The organism is Candidatus Nitrosopumilus sp. bin_68KS (assembly GCF_054095825.1).
This window is the reverse complement of sequence record NZ_JBSWSP010000010.1, coordinates 1-14,249: the sequence shown is the minus strand read 5'-3', so window position 1 is coordinate 14,249 and position 14,249 is coordinate 1. Positions and strand designations below refer to the sequence as shown.

Sequence of the window (14,249 nt, the reverse complement as noted above, 5' to 3'; positions counted from 1 at the left end):
TTGAATATAATTGTGAAAAATGAGAATAAAAAGCCAGAAACTGAACATGCAAGTTTTAGAATTAACAAAAAGATTCTTGAATCATTAAAGACTATTTCGAGAGAAGATCATCTGAGCCTCAATACGTATGTTAATCGTATTTTTGACTCTCACATAAACTGGAATCTGTTGGCACCTGAAGTTGGATGGGTTGTCATGTTAAAATCTGCAATGAAGGAAATTATTAAAACTCTAGATAATGAAACTATAATTCAAATTGCAAGAAATTCTGCAGAAGGTGGAGCCAAAGAAATTGCATTATCTATGCGTGGAAAATATGGTATTGATGAATGGATTTCCATATTGAAAAATAGGGCAAAATCATCTGATTTTACTTTGAAAGAATATCGAGAAAAGGATACAATCCGATTGGTATTATATCATGATATGGGAGAGCGATGGTCTTTATTTTTTGAAACTTATTACAACACTATCTTCTTTGAGTTGGGTGCTAACATCCAATCCGAATATACTGAAAATTCAATCATGTTAGAAATAAAATCAAAATCTCTAAAATAAACTGATTTCAAATTTGCCAAATTAGTTCAAAGTCTGATTGACGATTTGGCTATATGCTTTTTATTCTCTCTTGGGAGTTGAATTTAAAAAAATAATATTGCTAGCCTAAGATACCGCTAGCAACAAGATAGGCACCTGCACCAATTCCAATTACTACACCTATTCCAATGCAGATGAGATCGAATTTTACAACCTTTTTGAAAGGGGCATGAACCATTTTGTCCCAGTTTGAGATTTGTTGTGATTTCATGATTATAGTTGACAATAGTTGAAGATAGACTATGGTAAGCTCTTTAGCTTACCCTTGTTAATCATCAAGAGTATTGTATCTATTTCATGCGCGAACAATATTTCCCTAGACAAGAAAATAACCGCATATTTTTTACACAATGTTCTCGATTTACACTAATGGAGATTATGTGATGACATTTACACTAAAACAAAAAGTAAAACGTGTAATACCTCGCCACAAAAAGGCATTTTATGGATTCTACGTTATTGCAATTGTTTCTATAGTGGTACTATCATTAGTGTTATAGGAGAATAATCTGATGAAACAAAATACAACAATGTTTGTTATAGTGGGAGTTATAATCGGATTCAGTGTTGCATTTGTTGCATTTATTCAATCTCCAGAAATTCAAACAACTACTGCTGAATCATCTGATGTATGTCCTAAATTTACAAATCCCAACCCTAAGACATTATCTTATACGTTAATTGCTCAAGATGCTGAAATTGAAGTGTCACCTGGCGTCAAAGCCAAAGTCTGGACGTACAATGGAACAGTTCCTGCACCAACCTTAAGTTTCAAATAATAATTTCAATATCACTATGCAATCCATCTATGAAAAAAAACAAAAATTTGTTCTCAAATGTTAGTCTTCTCTAGGAAATTTTCCATTCTCATCAAACATATCTTGGACATCTAATGTAGAATTTCCATATTTCACGCTCAGATTCTTATTGACATCCATGATTTCTTTTTGCGTTACAGCAGCTTCTTGCTGAAAGATTTTCATGGCTTCAAATGATGATTTTCCATCTTTGAGTGCTTCTTCTTTGGCATCCTGTGCATGTTGAGAAATTTTTTCTGTAAACAAAAATTGTTGCCAGAATATTGCTCTAACAGAACTATCTACCTCCTGTATGAATCTGTAGAAAACATTTCTGGGACTATTGGATTCATTTCTCTTTTCAGATTCTTTCAAGTCGTTCTGCAGATCCTCTTTGGCAAGTTGCCTCTTCTTATCAATTTCTTGTTTCTCTTTGATGCTTGTTTCTCTTTTTACTTCATCATTTTTTTGTTTTTCAATCTCTTGTATCATTTTTGAAAAAGGATCCAACTCAATTTTTTTATCAGTTATTATTGGAGTTTTTATCACTGGTTCTTGAATTTTTTTTGTTTTACTTTCAATTACTTGGTATGTGATTTCTGCACTTGTGTATCTGTTATCTTTTTTTGCATAGACTGTGATGTTATCTTCTCCAATTTCTACAGGAACAGGAGATGTCACTGAAAACTGACCTGTTGAATTAGTTGAGGTTTTGATGATTCCAGAAGGAAAGTACACGCTAATCAAAACTTTGGAAACAGGTTCGTCATCCAAAGTAATTGTTTCCCCATATATCGTTGAATGCTGACCTTTTTCATACTCTGACAAACTACTGACAGTAAGCATGAAATCTTCTACTGCCCATGCAGGGTTTGCAAGAAAAAGCCCCATCATGCATGATAGTAGTACTATAGAAGTTATTTTGTACATGCGTTTGATTTGAAAAAATAAAGTTAATCCACAGTATTCAAAAAAATGATCAATGGATTTGAAATTTCTAGAGTCGGATCGAGGATTGTATTAGGAAAAAAAGAGATTAGTTAATCATACCTTGGAAGTTTTCCATACTTGTCAAAAGTAGATTGAACTGAACCATCTGCCAATCCATGCTTGATGTTGAGGTCTTTGGTAATGTCAATTAGTTGCACTCTTTTGATGGCACCTGCATTGTGATATGCCTCTCTTGCTTCTTGAAGTGAACCACCATCATCTAGAACTAATTTCATTGCTTTTCGTGCCTCCGATACCTTTTGCTGCTGAAAATTGAACATATCCCAGTACACTAACTGAGTTTCAGCAGGTTTTGAAGACACAAAACTGGTAAAGGATGCCTTTGGCGTATGATCTTTGTATTTTTCAGTCATTCTGTCAAGTTCTTTGTTCAATTCTTGTTTTGCAACGGCTCTTTGTTGATCAATGAATTTTTGGTGTTCTTGTTGTTTTTTCTTTTCATCTTTGATTTGGGCCATTTGCTTTTTCATCATCTCTATCTTTTCCAGTATTGACTTTGCAACAGGATCTTTGTTAATTTGTTCGTCATTTCTTACTGTAAAATCATTGTCTTGCATTGTTTGTGCAAATGCTTGAACCGATTCATTTACTGAAACAGTTGATAATAACAAGATTCCAAATATCGTGCTATAGATTACATGTTTTGAATTATTTCTAGTCATTGAATATTATTTTTCATTTTTTCTTTTAGTGATTATTAACAATAAAATAGCAATCTTAATCTACAATAAAATTAATTACGTACAGTTCAAATTCAATCTTGTATCATAAAGTTCTAAATGCAAACTATAATAAAAAAAACATTGCAAACTAGAACTGATAAGTTTGGATTATTAGCTATTGTGATTGGTATTGTTTCTAGTGTGTGGATTTTTGGATTTGCAGATAATGTTTTTAGTGCGTTACAAGCTGGGTCTGATGAAATTTCTGATGTATTGTTTAATGAAAACTCTCTTGAACAAAGAGAACTCTCTATTATTGAAGAAATTCTTCAAGAAAATATTGCGCCTCCACCTTCTCAACCTGTCTTAAGTGAACCTACACTATCAAATTCTAAAAAGAAATCTGAATCAATTCAATCAATACCTGAAGAACCAATAATTCAACATGTTGAGAATGAGATAAAACACGTTGAACCCAAAGTATCTCTTGAGAAAAAAATAATACAATTAGAAAAGCAAACTTTCATTCTTTCTGGTGATGGTAGTGGCTATGAGGGTGCAGCACATTTGTCTGAGCATGCACGACTGAATTTTGAATTAAATCCAGTTTCAGGTACAAAACTAGATGAATTTAAAATTAAAAGTGGAACTCTCAATGTTGGTGGTCATACTTTTGTAATTGGAGGCGGCTCTGTAATTTTGGATAAAGGCATAATTTCAATTAGTATCAAACATGATGATCATAGAGATCCATATCTTGATATGACTGGAACTGTACAGGGTTCAATCATAAATAATGAAGATCCTGTCATTTCTTTTGAGAATCAATTACTTGGATTGACAAAAGAAGACAAAACCCCAATACATCTATCTCTTGAGTTAACGATGAAAATTAAGGATTAGATGGATATTCACAGTGTAAAGATTGGTGTTTCTGTGTAATAACAAATGTGACAATTTCAAACTTGATGGGATTTCCAATAAACTAAGTTATGGAAATGGTTTCAAATGGTATTCGTGCTGTCGTAGATTTTTAAGAATTAATAAATTTCGATGTCCTTGCTGTAATGTTATTCTCAGATCTAGTCCTAACAATAAGATTAATGGACGATTAGGGTTTCTCTAGATGGTTTTTCTTTTTCCTCATTATTCCAAAAAAGAAACTGATTAGAATACTCAGCATAATTACGGATAAAACCAAATCAAATGAATCATCATCAAATGGTAATAGTTCTTGGAGTGCTTCAATTCCTAGATATATTGTAAATAATGAAAAAGCAGCTGCAACAAATTTTAGTTGAGGAATTCGTGTCTTTTTGTAGGCTGATATTGCCATTATTGTTAAAAGTATGGAAAAACATGCAATAGCAACAGAAACAGAACCTGCAATCAAATCATCTTGAGTGACAACATCTATTGGATCATCAAACGGATTCAAGTAATCAAATTGTAATGACATTTTTGATAGAAACGATAACTGAGAGTTAAACATTCTATCTAGTACCTATAATTATTTTTCATCAAATGCTGAAAATAAATCTGTCATGTTACCTACCATAGTGTTCCATACAGTTGATTTACATTTGTTAATGTTGCTTAGTACATTATTTCTGTCTATAAGACGGTATACTGTATATTTTCCAGAATATTCTGTTTGAACAACTTGTAATTCTATCAGTCTTTTCATGTGCCAACTTATTGTGGAAGATGATAATCCAACACCATTAGCTATTTCTTGATGCGTGGATGGCTCATGCTGAATCAAAAATATTACAATATTTCGTGGAGAATCCAAATTTAATACTGAAAGTATTTTATCGTCAGACTCATTGATATGGTAATAGTTTTTGTAAAATTTTGTTTTAGTTGATTTGATTTTCCCTTCCCTTTCAAGCATATTAAGATAGTATTGTACAGTCCCCATGGAAAACCCTAGATTGTTTTTGATCTTTCTGAGATGAGAGCTAGGATTATTCATAATAAAGTCTAAAATCTTACCTTTGGGGGATTCTAAAATTTCATCCATGCATTTTATTCATTAAATCACAGATTTAACCTATTCTACAAATAATTACAGTTTTTTGATAAATTTTGTTTTCTCAGATCTAGACTTGTATCATATAATGTTTAAACTATATTTGCTAGTTGAGATTGGTAGGAAATACGCATATTTTTAGAACGACCTCTTATGACTTCATCATTCCTACCTTAAATTCAATCTTGTATCATAAAGAAAGTATATCAAAATTTGTCAAGAAATTATAATTGCTAGAAAATTTTCATAAATTTGTCATTTTTGCTGTGATGGTAATTTTCATCCTAGTGGGTTTGATGGCTTTGGGGGTATTTTCAGATGTTATGTTGTTTGATATTGATAATGATGATGATCAAATTGCAGATAAATTAGATAACTGTATAGAGATTAGCAACAATGACCAGTCAGATTTTGACAATGACTCTATAGGAGATCCTTGTGATATAGACGATGACAATGACGGTATTGTTGATGAATTAGATGTTTTTGATGATGATCCCACAGAATGGGCCGATTTTGATTTTGATGGAATAGGCTCAACAGCAGATGAAGACGACGATAATGATGGTATATTGGATATAATGGATGATGTTCCTACTTTATCTTCAGAGGTTTTAGCAACAAAATATCTCCAAAACATAAAAGATTGTGCTGAAATGGATGATGGTTCTTCACGTCTGTTATGTTATTCTAATTTCTTTGGGGTTTTAGCTGAACATGAGGACAATAATTCAGATGCTTTGGAGTTATCCATTGCATTATCTAAACTGGGTGCAATAGATGATTGCCACTTTGTTTCTCATGAAGTAGGACATGTTGCATTTAATAAAAAACCAAATGTCGCTGAAAATCTAATTGGAATGGATGGAACTATGTGTAGAGGCGGCTATTTTCATGGTGTGCTGTCTGCTTATTTTCATGATGAGCAAGAAAAAAACAAATCACTTCCATCTGATTATAACGTAATTTGTAATGAATTGATAGGAACTTCAAACTATCAAGACTGTGTTCACGGATTGGGACATGGATTAGTACATTATTTTGGTGAATATTTGAACTCTTCATTAGAAAAATGTCATGAAATGTCATTTTATCAAAATAGATTATGTATGAAAGGAGTGATGATGCAATACACTGACAATGTTCTCACTAGACAAGGGATAACTTCTGATACTGTTTCTAATCTTTGCAATGAATCTGAACTAGATAGTATTGATTTTGTTGAATGCAGTATGTCTATTGGAACTACATTGGCATTTTTCACCAATCATGATGTTGAGGAAGGCTCAAAGTCATGTAAACTAATTGAACATCAACAAGGACAAAATTATTGTCTTGAAGGTTTGCGATTAGAAATTCAAGATTCTGAAAAATATGATATCGAACCACTTACTGAAGATGTGAGGAAAAAATTTCAACCGCAATTTATTGAAGGAACATCAAAAATTATCGATATAGATACTTCTGCAATAGTTTCTGATTTCCAGTTTATTCCAGAAGCTGGCATGATCTCATTTTCTATTGACAGCCCACACCATGTTGTAATGTACATTCCAAACGAATTTGTCACATCCAAAATGACAGTAACTGTAAATGGTCAGATTCCAAATGAGTTGAGTGCAAAAAATAATGTCTTAGGAGAAGACATAGCCGTGATAAGATTTACTCCAAATGATGCTGGTTTGGTATTGATTACTCCGTTTTCCTAAGTATTTATTCAGAATAACCAACTCATTAAATGAACTAGTCAGTACTTCCTAGTCTAAATTATAGTCCAAAAAGCTAACCTGTCCATCAAAATAATTACCCATAACTTTTTAAGACATTTTTTTCATAATAATAAAATATGAATTCAGAAGCCGAAACAATCTATGAGCGTGTAGCAAAACTAGAAGATGAAAATGCATTGCTTAGAACAGAAATTGATATTCTCAAAAAAGCATTTAGAAATAAAATTGCTCGTTATGAAATATGTATGATTAAGAAAGGCAATGATATAGATTCAATCATTGATTAATTTTTTGATTTTATACTTCTAATTAATTCTAAAATAAAATCCACATCTTCTGCGTTTGGGTTGATCTCCAAATATTTATTCAAATATTTCAACGCAACTTCATAATTTAACATTCGATCTTCCAAAATTCCTTTATCTCTAATGTCTTCAGGGGATTCTGGTTCTATTGCTAAAACCATGTTGACACATCTTAATGCCTTGTCATATACAAATGATTGAACATAAGAATTTTTTAGATTGCGAGTCATTCTAACTAGAATTTGTTCTGGTTTTACTTCATCTAAATATTCTGGCTGAAATTCTAGTTCTCCTCCAAAATTAACATCTAAAATTTCTTGCAAGTCATCAATATCTACTAGTCTGCCATCATAGAACGGATCTAAAATCATCTCTTCGTTGTATTTTACCAGTATGTGGCCAGGAAATCCTGCAATCTTTAGTTCCAACCCAATAAACTTTGCAACTTCTACATAAAGAATTGATAAAGTAATTGGAATCCCTGATTTTTTATCAATAACTTCGTTTAGGAAATTGTTTTTTGGATTGTAATAATCATCATCATCTCCGCTGAATCCTAGATTTTCAAAGAGATGCTCATTTAACATTGAAATAAGATATGTTGGATTTTTTACATCATTAATTGACTCTTTGAGTGACATTCCTATCTTACTAATTTTCTTGATGTAATCATCTACATTTAGATCCGGATATTCAAGAATTTGTGCAAACTTGAGACATTTTTCTACCAAATTAAAATTTGGATTTTTTACAAATGCAAACCATTCTGCTACAAGTGGATCAAATTTTTCTTCCAATTGATTAACTCAGTTTTTTTAGGTATAATTGAGGATCTTTTAGTTCTCTTGTGTTTGGTGGAATTTCGATCATTTTTTTGAATGTATCCTTGCCTAATTTCTCATATACTGCTTTAGTGAAATCCTTACCCATACTCTTTCTTACCTGGTATGATGAAAAGTCAGTTCCCATAAATGTCATAAGATAATTCTGAAAGTCCTTGTCTTCTTTTAGAATATTTTCAATTGCAAATCCTGCCATTCCCTCCATTGCAGTAAATGCTGCATGGTGCTGCTGAATCGGAACTAGCCATCTTTTGTAAATGTCTAGTAACTGTGGAATTGATTCACCAATCTTTGGATCAATTTCCACATGTGTGAAAGTCATCACATCTGGCCCTATCTGTTCAATTAAGAAATGATCTGGGTTCAAAAAGAAAAACAGATTTGCTTTTTTTGCAAACGGAAAATCATCAGGTACTGCCTGCAACTGACAATACTCTGAGAGCCTGTTTACTGTCTCATTATCTAGTGATAGGATAATTCCTGCAAGTTCTTCGTTTATTCTGTTTACCTCCATTGCAGCATTTTTGTTAATTTGGTGAAGATTTCCTTGAGTAGAGTGAATCAATTCTTCTAGAACTGTCATCTTTACTGCCCCAAGATAACCTGAATTGACATTTTCAAATCTCGACTCATATGGTTCTCCCTGCTTGTGGAGAATAATTTGTGGATATCTTGACAAAATGAATTTGTTCAGATAAATCACTGAATCAAGATAATCTCCATATGTTGTTGTAATTTTAGAAATGTATTGAATTGCATATGTAGAATATACCAAGTATTTTGCAGTATTTTCTTTCATTAGTTCTGCAATACTTTTCAAGTCTTCTTTTGCAACTGCGTTGAATAGTTTCTTTACAAATTCTTTTGATTCAGAATCTGCAAATACCTTATCCCCTTTGAGTCTCTTCAAATCTTCTAGTTCTGGAAATTTTAATTGCAAATCATCTGCAACTTTAATCCCTAGAAAATCTTGAACCTTTTCTTTGAAATCCGGAAATATCTCTTTTGCAATCTCTTCTAATCCTTTGAATTCCACCTTTCTTGCAATGTCTTCTCGGGCATTGATTGCAAGCTGCATAATCTCCTTTTCTTCATCAATTTCAACTGATAATTGGCCAAATAGGGCTTCGGCAAACTCTTCAAATTCTCCCAATTTGCATAAAATCGAAAAATACTACATTTAACATTATCTTGATCATTTCATCAAAGAAATTATTAGTTAATTCATCTCTGAGCAAACAGAAATGCTAGAATCTACTATTGAATTCTTGAGATGTGTTAGATGTGGCTCTAAACTTGAACTGGAATCCTTTGAAATTAAAAAAGAAATCGAAGAAGGGATTTTGGAATGTAAAAAATGCAAACTTGAATTTCCAATTATTGCAAAAATTCCGATTCTTTGGGATGACTTTGTAAATTATCTGTCATCTCGTAAGCTTCTGAGTGGTAAACTCTACCAACTGGCAATTAATCAAAAAATGAAAAATTTCTTGAAAACATCAATGTCGAAAATTGTTTTTGAAGATGATAGAACTGCACTGGAGGAGAGGTGGTCAAAAATATACCAAAATAGCAAGCATTCGAAATTTTACTCTGTTATAAAAAATCAACTTGATTCATTACCCAAATCTGATTTTGTATTGGAGCATGGCTGCTCTATTGGAATTACTAGTCTATCTATGGCAGATACTCACAAAATGGTTTTTGGAATTGATAGATCATTTAGTGCTTTACTAATTGCCAAAAAGACTTACAAAGATAATCTTGACTATGTTGTATCTGATTCCCTATCTTCTGTATTTACAAAATTACAATTTAATCTCGTAATTGCATTAAATATTTTAGAACTAGTCGAACCTACTGATTTACTAAAACACATCTCAAAACAAATTACTTCGGGATATATTGTAATTTCTGACCCCTATGACTTTGATAGGGGAATTAATTCTGTCAAAAAACCACTTGATGGATCTCAATTACGCATACAATTGGAGAAATTTGGGTTCAAAATAACTCCCAAAACAAAAAGTCCCTCCCACATTCCATGGAATCTAAAACTAAATTCGCGTGCAACACTAAACTATAAAGTAGATTTGATTATTTGCAAAAAATAAAATTTCTAAATCAAATCTCTCCATATTCCCTGAAACTCGTCACTTGCTACTACTGAAACAATTTTTATTTTTCCTAATGGGATTAGATTCTGTCTTTTGTCATAGTATGCATATTCCCCTTCCTTATCTGGATAAATCGTGAGAATATCTTGTTGTCCTGGTTCAAGAAGATCTGTTTGAACATTAAATCCATCGATGTAAAGTCTGTGATTTGTTGTTCCACTATTAATTACAGTTAGTACGTATGCAAAAGATGTACGTGAAAGTAATGTGGGGTTGACTTCACCTGCAACTCCTTTTATTCCTCTAATCTGAGTTTTTCCATCAATATCTTCAAAGATTACAGTATGTTCTACTTTCTCTTGCCAGAAAATTTGTACATGTCTTACATTTCCTTGTCCGATAAATCCTACAATGATTGCTAATGCAATCATTCCACCTATCACTGCTGCAATTACCAAAATTTTATCATTTGACTGCATTACTTTACTTTGTTTTTTCTCCTTAAAGAAACCACATGCTAATTCTCAAAAAATCGTACTTATTTGTTCTAACTTAACTAAGTGTAATTGTAACTGTATCTGATTTTGTCTTTGGTATAGTGTCTGAAACTGAAAGTTCAAAAACAACCACGTCTGCCAAACAATTTCCTAAAAATGTAGTAGTCTCTGCAGAATCGTCAGCAATAGATAATACAGTTCCAGATAAAACATTCCAAGAATATGTTAATGAATCCCCTTCAGGATCATAACTTCCAGAACCATCTAATGGGTGATTACAGGCTGAAGATAATGCACTTTCTGTATAGTCGTCTCCTGCATCAGCTATTGGATATTGATTTGGCTTGTAAAATGAATGAATTGCAACTCCGTTATCTGTAACAAAGTTTACAATCAATGTACCACTTGACATGTTCTTTGACAATCCTGCCCGAACATATCCTGTTTCCCCTTCATTGATTATTTTGGGATCTCGTGTGTCATTTAGAATACTAATATCCCAATCCCCAATTGGTGGGCAGCAAGCCACATCACCAGTATCGGTGAAATTCATTTTGTCTGTAACTAGTGTTTCTGCATCATTAATGGTTGCATTATAAATTACAAACAAATCAAACTTTTCGAAATCCCAAAATTTGTTTGTACCCGTACTGTTGAATTTGAATGAAATTGTATCATTTCCAGTATCTGCAGTTAGATTTGAAATTTTCAGTGACGTGTATTTTATAATATTCTCATTGTTCATTGCTTTGTCTATGTTTTCCATAAATTCAATATGCACATCCATTATAGAAACCAGATAAAATATGAGCAACATAGTTCCAAACATGATAATTCCCCAACTAACATTATTACTTAGAGCCATGTCTGTTTTACCTTGATAATTGCTGGATTGTAATCATTAATTGAAGTTTGATATTCTATGATAAAGCCATTTTTGAAGATGAATAACAATTACTTTAAGAATTACTATAGAGTAAATTTTCTAGATTGGTTCATTATTTCATAAATAAAATTAAACGAGTATCATCTATGCCTTCAAAATGTGTCCAATGCAATGGTCTGGATATGAAAAATGATGCAGTATTGGCTACAATTGGACCCTCTGAATTAAATGCTGACTATGTTCCATCAGTTCTTTGCCTTTCTTGTGAAACTTTGATGGTAATAACTACACATTCAGAATTAGTTGTTGGTATACACCATACTGTTGGAAATCAAGTTTCCATGCGTGGATCTTGAATTATTTATTTGAATAAACTTTTAGATAAAAAAATGAGGTCTCAAATGACTATTTCTTTTTTGAAACCTTTGTTTTTGTTGTTTTAGCTGCTGCTTTTTTCTTGGCTGCCATGTGATACTTGTAACTTTAGTAGAATTTCTACCGGATAAATTAAAAAAATTATACAAAAAGAGTATTCTTTGGAATACAATTTCCTAGTGAAATTTTCTATAAAAGAACAAACAATGAAATAGTAAAATCAACTATCCATAGTATGGCATCAATTATTATCATTCCAATCATTATTGTTGCAATTGTCGGGTTATCCGGATATCTTGCTTATCGATTTTTAATTTATGACTTGTATTGTAAAAGATCTGTTAATCAGTCTCTTCAAAAGTACAATATCAAGAAAACCCCTTCGCAAATCATTAAAGAATATTATGATAACAAGGGTGAAAAAATAACTCACAAGGAAATTCAAAACCTAGAAAAAAATTATAGGCAAAATGAACCTGAACAATTTCTTGCAATGTATGATGCAATCCGAGATGCTCAAAAAAGCAAAGAATAGCTTTGTCTAACTAACTTAAGGTTTTACTGGAATTTGAATAAATGGAGTTCCGCCTTCACCAACTACAAGTGGTAATTTCCCATCCCATGCTTGTGTCTTTAACCAATCCAAATAGTTTGGATTCTCAGCTAAGGCTCTATTGATAATTGCAATGGCTTCAGCCTCACCTTTGGCTTCGGCAATGTTTGCATTGGCTAAACCTACGGCATTTGCCTCTGCTTGTCTAGCTTCGACTTCGATTCTTTTCAAGTCATTTTCTGCTCTAAGTGCATTTTGCTCTGCCTCCACTTTGGATTCAATTGCAGATGCAAATAATGCAGAGAATTCAAAATCTGTAATTGAGATTACTTCTGTTACAACATTGAATTGATTTAATCTCTCTCTAATGGAGAATTCGATATCTTGTTTGACCAGTGGTCTTTTTGTAATTAATTCTTCAGCATTGTAATTTGCAGTTACCTGTTTTACTGTCTCTTCAATTGCTGGTTGAATTACTCTATTTTCATAATCAAGTCCTAAATTTTTGTATAGTGTATGAACTTGTTCTTTATCAGGATAATAATTGACAGTGACAGTTGTTTCTACTGTTTGCAAATCTCTTGATGCGCTTCTAGCTTCACTTGCATATTTGAGAGTACGAACTTCAATATTTACAACTTCATCTTGGAATGGAACTACAAAATGTATTCCTTCTTCAAGTGGTGGTTTTGTAAGATCAACTGCATTCCAGTGTAATAGAACTCCCCTGTGTCCTGCATCTACTATTTTTACAGAAGCTGATACTACTACTCCGATAATTATTAAAAGAAGAATTGCTACTGCAACACCTTTTGCTGCACTCATATTCACATTAACTTTAGGTGATTGATACTTTGACAATGAATCTAGTATGCCCTAGCCTCTATTATATCAATCATATTTACATAAAGTCTTAGCACTAGAGTTCTCAACAGATTTAAGACATCTAATCATATTGTAATTTATGGCAGATCCTAATTTTTCATGGATTTATTTGGTAATTTTCTTAGCAATTCCCCTATCAAGAATTATTCCTAGATTATTGGCAAAAAGAGGAATTGGATTCAAGCCATCTCAAACAATCAAAGAAAATCAATTTTCTCCAGGTTTTGATGATAATACTCAAAAATCTTCAATGGGGTCTGCAAAACCTGAAATTAATACCTCAAAACCTCAAACAAAATCGATGTTGGTATTGGGTGAATTGAACCGAGGCACAAAATTCTTTGAAAATATCCAAAAAAATACTGGAATTGATAATCAAGAACTCGAATCTATCTTGGAATCTTTGGAAAAGGATGGCATGCTAAAAGTACATCAAAAACAAGGATTGTTTGGCCTCAAAACCGAATTACTCCCTACTGATAAGGGATTTAAGGAATATTATTCATAAAATGCGCATCATACTCGGTTTAAATTAGCGTGCGGTGGTAACTCTACATGATTCACATGGGTGGAAAAACAGGTGAGTTTGTTTGGTAAGTTCAAATCAAAATGCTAGTTGCATGCGATGTGGAAAAAATTCTATGTTAACTGATGATACTACCGGTGAACAATTTTGCTCTAAATGTGGTTATGTTGTTTCTGAAAAAACTCAAGAGTCAGGTCCTGAATGGAGATCGTTTCAAAAAGATGGCGGTGCAGATCCCGCAAGAACTGGTGCTCCATCATCACTTTTAATGCATGATATGGGATTGTCTACTGTAATTAATCCCTTAAACAAAGACGCATCTGGAAAACCACTTTCAACATCAATGAAAAGTACAATTGAGAGATTAAGAACTTGGGATAATAGAAGTCAAGTCCATGAACCAGTTGATAGAAACTTGAGACAAGCTCTTG

The 14,249-nt window shown here is 32.5% G+C and carries 19 protein-coding genes and 1 pseudogene; 10 read left to right on the top strand and 10 right to left on the bottom strand.

Annotated elements, in window-relative coordinates:
• Positions 1 to 12: 12 nt before the first annotated feature.
• Positions 13 to 558, top strand: a complete 546-nt coding sequence (locus ACW9W3_RS04870) for a hypothetical protein (RefSeq protein WP_457765039.1) — start codon at positions 13 to 15, stop codon at positions 556 to 558.
• Between the two features lie 100 nt (positions 559 to 658).
• Here ACW9W3_RS04870 and ACW9W3_RS04865 read toward each other — a convergent pair whose 3' ends face one another.
• Complete coding sequence (locus ACW9W3_RS04865; protein WP_457765038.1) at positions 659 to 808, bottom strand: hypothetical protein; 150 nt, start codon at positions 806 to 808, stop codon at positions 659 to 661.
• Positions 809 to 1,109: 301 nt separating this feature from the next.
• Here ACW9W3_RS04865 and ACW9W3_RS04860 point away from each other — a divergent pair.
• Positions 1,110 to 1,370 (top strand): annotated as a pseudogene (locus ACW9W3_RS04860) (multicopper oxidase domain-containing protein); the annotation flags it as partial.
• A gap of 66 nt (positions 1,371 to 1,436) precedes the next feature.
• Here the strand turns inward: ACW9W3_RS04860 and ACW9W3_RS04855 are convergent.
• Positions 1,437 to 2,324 carry a hypothetical protein gene (locus tag ACW9W3_RS04855; RefSeq protein WP_457765037.1) on the bottom strand — a complete coding sequence of 296 codons (888 nt, stop codon included), beginning with the start codon at positions 2,322 to 2,324 and terminating at the stop codon, positions 1,437 to 1,439.
• Between the two features lie 110 nt (positions 2,325 to 2,434).
• The gene (locus tag ACW9W3_RS04850) at positions 2,435 to 3,067 is read right to left on the bottom strand and encodes a hypothetical protein (RefSeq protein WP_457765036.1); all 633 of its coding nucleotides are present in this window, start codon (positions 3,065 to 3,067) and stop codon (positions 2,435 to 2,437) included.
• A 141-nt stretch (positions 3,068 to 3,208) separates the two neighbouring features.
• On the opposite strand from ACW9W3_RS04850, the gene ACW9W3_RS04845 reads away from it, so the two are divergent.
• Positions 3,209 to 3,970 carry a hypothetical protein gene (locus ACW9W3_RS04845; protein ID WP_457765035.1) on the top strand — a complete coding sequence of 254 codons (762 nt, stop codon included), beginning with the start codon at positions 3,209 to 3,211 and terminating at the stop codon, positions 3,968 to 3,970.
• Between the two features lie 208 nt (positions 3,971 to 4,178).
• Here ACW9W3_RS04845 and ACW9W3_RS04840 read toward each other — a convergent pair whose 3' ends face one another.
• Together ACW9W3_RS04840 and ACW9W3_RS04835 are read right to left on the bottom strand one after the other, a co-directional pair.
• Positions 4,179 to 4,526 carry a hypothetical protein gene (locus ACW9W3_RS04840; RefSeq protein WP_457765034.1) on the bottom strand — a complete coding sequence of 116 codons (348 nt, stop codon included), beginning with the start codon at positions 4,524 to 4,526 and terminating at the stop codon, positions 4,179 to 4,181.
• A 51-nt stretch (positions 4,527 to 4,577) separates the two neighbouring features.
• A complete protein-coding gene (locus ACW9W3_RS04835) occupies positions 4,578 to 5,093 on the bottom strand; it encodes a winged helix-turn-helix transcriptional regulator (protein ID WP_457765033.1) in 516 nt (171 codons plus the stop codon).
• 278 nt (positions 5,094 to 5,371) lie between these two features.
• On the opposite strand from ACW9W3_RS04835, the gene ACW9W3_RS04830 reads away from it, so the two are divergent.
• Positions 5,372 to 6,811 (top strand): thrombospondin type 3 repeat-containing protein, encoded by a 1,440-nt coding sequence (locus tag ACW9W3_RS04830; protein ID WP_457765032.1) that lies wholly within the window; start codon positions 5,372 to 5,374, stop codon positions 6,809 to 6,811.
• A 137-nt stretch (positions 6,812 to 6,948) separates the two neighbouring features.
• Positions 6,949 to 7,119: a hypothetical protein gene (locus tag ACW9W3_RS04825; RefSeq protein WP_457765031.1), complete on the top strand. Its 171-nt coding sequence runs from the start codon at positions 6,949 to 6,951 to the stop codon at positions 7,117 to 7,119.
• Here ACW9W3_RS04825 and ACW9W3_RS04820 read toward each other — a convergent pair.
• Together ACW9W3_RS04820 and ACW9W3_RS04815 are read right to left on the bottom strand one after the other, a co-directional pair.
• On the bottom strand, positions 7,116 to 7,934 hold the full coding sequence (locus ACW9W3_RS04820) for a SirB1 family protein (RefSeq protein WP_457765030.1): 819 nt from the start codon (positions 7,932 to 7,934) through the stop codon (positions 7,116 to 7,118). The two genes, ACW9W3_RS04825 and ACW9W3_RS04820, sit on opposite strands and share 4 nt — an antisense overlap.
• A 4-nt stretch (positions 7,935 to 7,938) precedes the next feature.
• Entirely contained in the window at positions 7,939 to 9,132 is a 1,194-nt protein-coding gene (locus ACW9W3_RS04815) for a hypothetical protein (RefSeq protein WP_457765029.1), read from the bottom strand.
• 91 nt (positions 9,133 to 9,223) lie between these two features.
• Here ACW9W3_RS04815 and ACW9W3_RS04810 point away from each other — a divergent pair, with 91 nt between their 5' ends.
• Positions 9,224 to 10,093: a methyltransferase domain-containing protein gene (locus ACW9W3_RS04810; protein ID WP_457765028.1), complete on the top strand. Its 870-nt coding sequence runs from the start codon at positions 9,224 to 9,226 to the stop codon at positions 10,091 to 10,093.
• Positions 10,094 to 10,098: 5 nt separating this feature from the next.
• On the opposite strand, the gene ACW9W3_RS04805 is transcribed toward ACW9W3_RS04810, so the two are convergent.
• On the bottom strand, positions 10,099 to 10,575 hold the full coding sequence (locus tag ACW9W3_RS04805; RefSeq protein WP_457765027.1) for a hypothetical protein: 477 nt from the start codon (positions 10,573 to 10,575) through the stop codon (positions 10,099 to 10,101).
• 73 nt (positions 10,576 to 10,648) lie between these two features.
• Positions 10,649 to 11,458 carry a PKD domain-containing protein gene (locus tag ACW9W3_RS04800; protein ID WP_457765026.1) on the bottom strand — a complete coding sequence of 270 codons (810 nt, stop codon included), beginning with the start codon at positions 11,456 to 11,458 and terminating at the stop codon, positions 10,649 to 10,651.
• A 167-nt stretch (positions 11,459 to 11,625) separates the two neighbouring features.
• Here ACW9W3_RS04800 and ACW9W3_RS04795 point away from each other — a divergent pair, with 167 nt between their 5' ends.
• Positions 11,626 to 11,835, top strand: a complete 210-nt coding sequence (locus tag ACW9W3_RS04795; protein ID WP_457765025.1) for a hypothetical protein — start codon at positions 11,626 to 11,628, stop codon at positions 11,833 to 11,835.
• A gap of 254 nt (positions 11,836 to 12,089) precedes the next feature.
• Positions 12,090 to 12,389, top strand: coding sequence for a hypothetical protein (locus ACW9W3_RS04790; RefSeq protein ID WP_457765024.1), 300 nt, complete (start codon positions 12,090 to 12,092; stop codon positions 12,387 to 12,389).
• Positions 12,390 to 12,404: 15 nt separating this feature from the next.
• On the opposite strand, the gene ACW9W3_RS04785 is transcribed toward ACW9W3_RS04790, so the two are convergent.
• Entirely contained in the window at positions 12,405 to 13,268 is an 864-nt protein-coding gene (locus ACW9W3_RS04785; RefSeq protein WP_457765023.1) for a prohibitin family protein, read from the bottom strand.
• 103 nt (positions 13,269 to 13,371) lie between these two features.
• On the opposite strand from ACW9W3_RS04785, the gene ACW9W3_RS04780 reads away from it, so the two are divergent.
• Positions 13,372 to 13,800 (top strand): hypothetical protein, encoded by a 429-nt coding sequence (locus tag ACW9W3_RS04780; RefSeq protein ID WP_457765022.1) that lies wholly within the window; start codon positions 13,372 to 13,374, stop codon positions 13,798 to 13,800.
• A 133-nt stretch (positions 13,801 to 13,933) separates the two neighbouring features.
• Positions 13,934 to 14,249: TFIIB-type zinc ribbon-containing protein (locus tag ACW9W3_RS04775; RefSeq protein ID WP_457765137.1), on the top strand; the 316-nt coding region annotated here is incomplete at its 3' end.

Coding starts and splice junctions, on each gene's coding strand:
- ACW9W3_RS04800 (WP_457765026.1), bottom strand. CDS start 11,458: ATGGCTCTAAGTAATAATGTTAGTTGGGGAATTATCATGTTTGGAACT.
- ACW9W3_RS04835 (WP_457765033.1), bottom strand. CDS start 5,093: ATGGATGAAATTTTAGAATCCCCCAAAGGTAAGATTTTAGACTTTATT.
- ACW9W3_RS04830 (WP_457765032.1), top strand. CDS start 5,372: ATGGTAATTTTCATCCTAGTGGGTTTGATGGCTTTGGGGGTATTTTCA.
- ACW9W3_RS04810 (WP_457765028.1), top strand. CDS start 9,224: ATGCTAGAATCTACTATTGAATTCTTGAGATGTGTTAGATGTGGCTCT.
- ACW9W3_RS04825 (WP_457765031.1), top strand. CDS start 6,949: ATGAATTCAGAAGCCGAAACAATCTATGAGCGTGTAGCAAAACTAGAA.
- ACW9W3_RS04840 (WP_457765034.1), bottom strand. CDS start 4,526: ATGTCATTACAATTTGATTACTTGAATCCGTTTGATGATCCAATAGAT.
- ACW9W3_RS04790 (WP_457765024.1), top strand. CDS start 12,090: ATGGCATCAATTATTATCATTCCAATCATTATTGTTGCAATTGTCGGG.
- ACW9W3_RS04805 (WP_457765027.1), bottom strand. CDS start 10,575: ATGCAGTCAAATGATAAAATTTTGGTAATTGCAGCAGTGATAGGTGGA.
- ACW9W3_RS04780 (WP_457765022.1), top strand. CDS start 13,372: ATGGCAGATCCTAATTTTTCATGGATTTATTTGGTAATTTTCTTAGCA.
- ACW9W3_RS04850 (WP_457765036.1), bottom strand. CDS start 3,067: ATGACTAGAAATAATTCAAAACATGTAATCTATAGCACGATATTTGGA.
- ACW9W3_RS04865 (WP_457765038.1), bottom strand. CDS start 808: ATGAAATCACAACAAATCTCAAACTGGGACAAAATGGTTCATGCCCCT.
- ACW9W3_RS04795 (WP_457765025.1), top strand. CDS start 11,626: ATGCCTTCAAAATGTGTCCAATGCAATGGTCTGGATATGAAAAATGAT.
- ACW9W3_RS04855 (WP_457765037.1), bottom strand. CDS start 2,324: ATGTACAAAATAACTTCTATAGTACTACTATCATGCATGATGGGGCTT.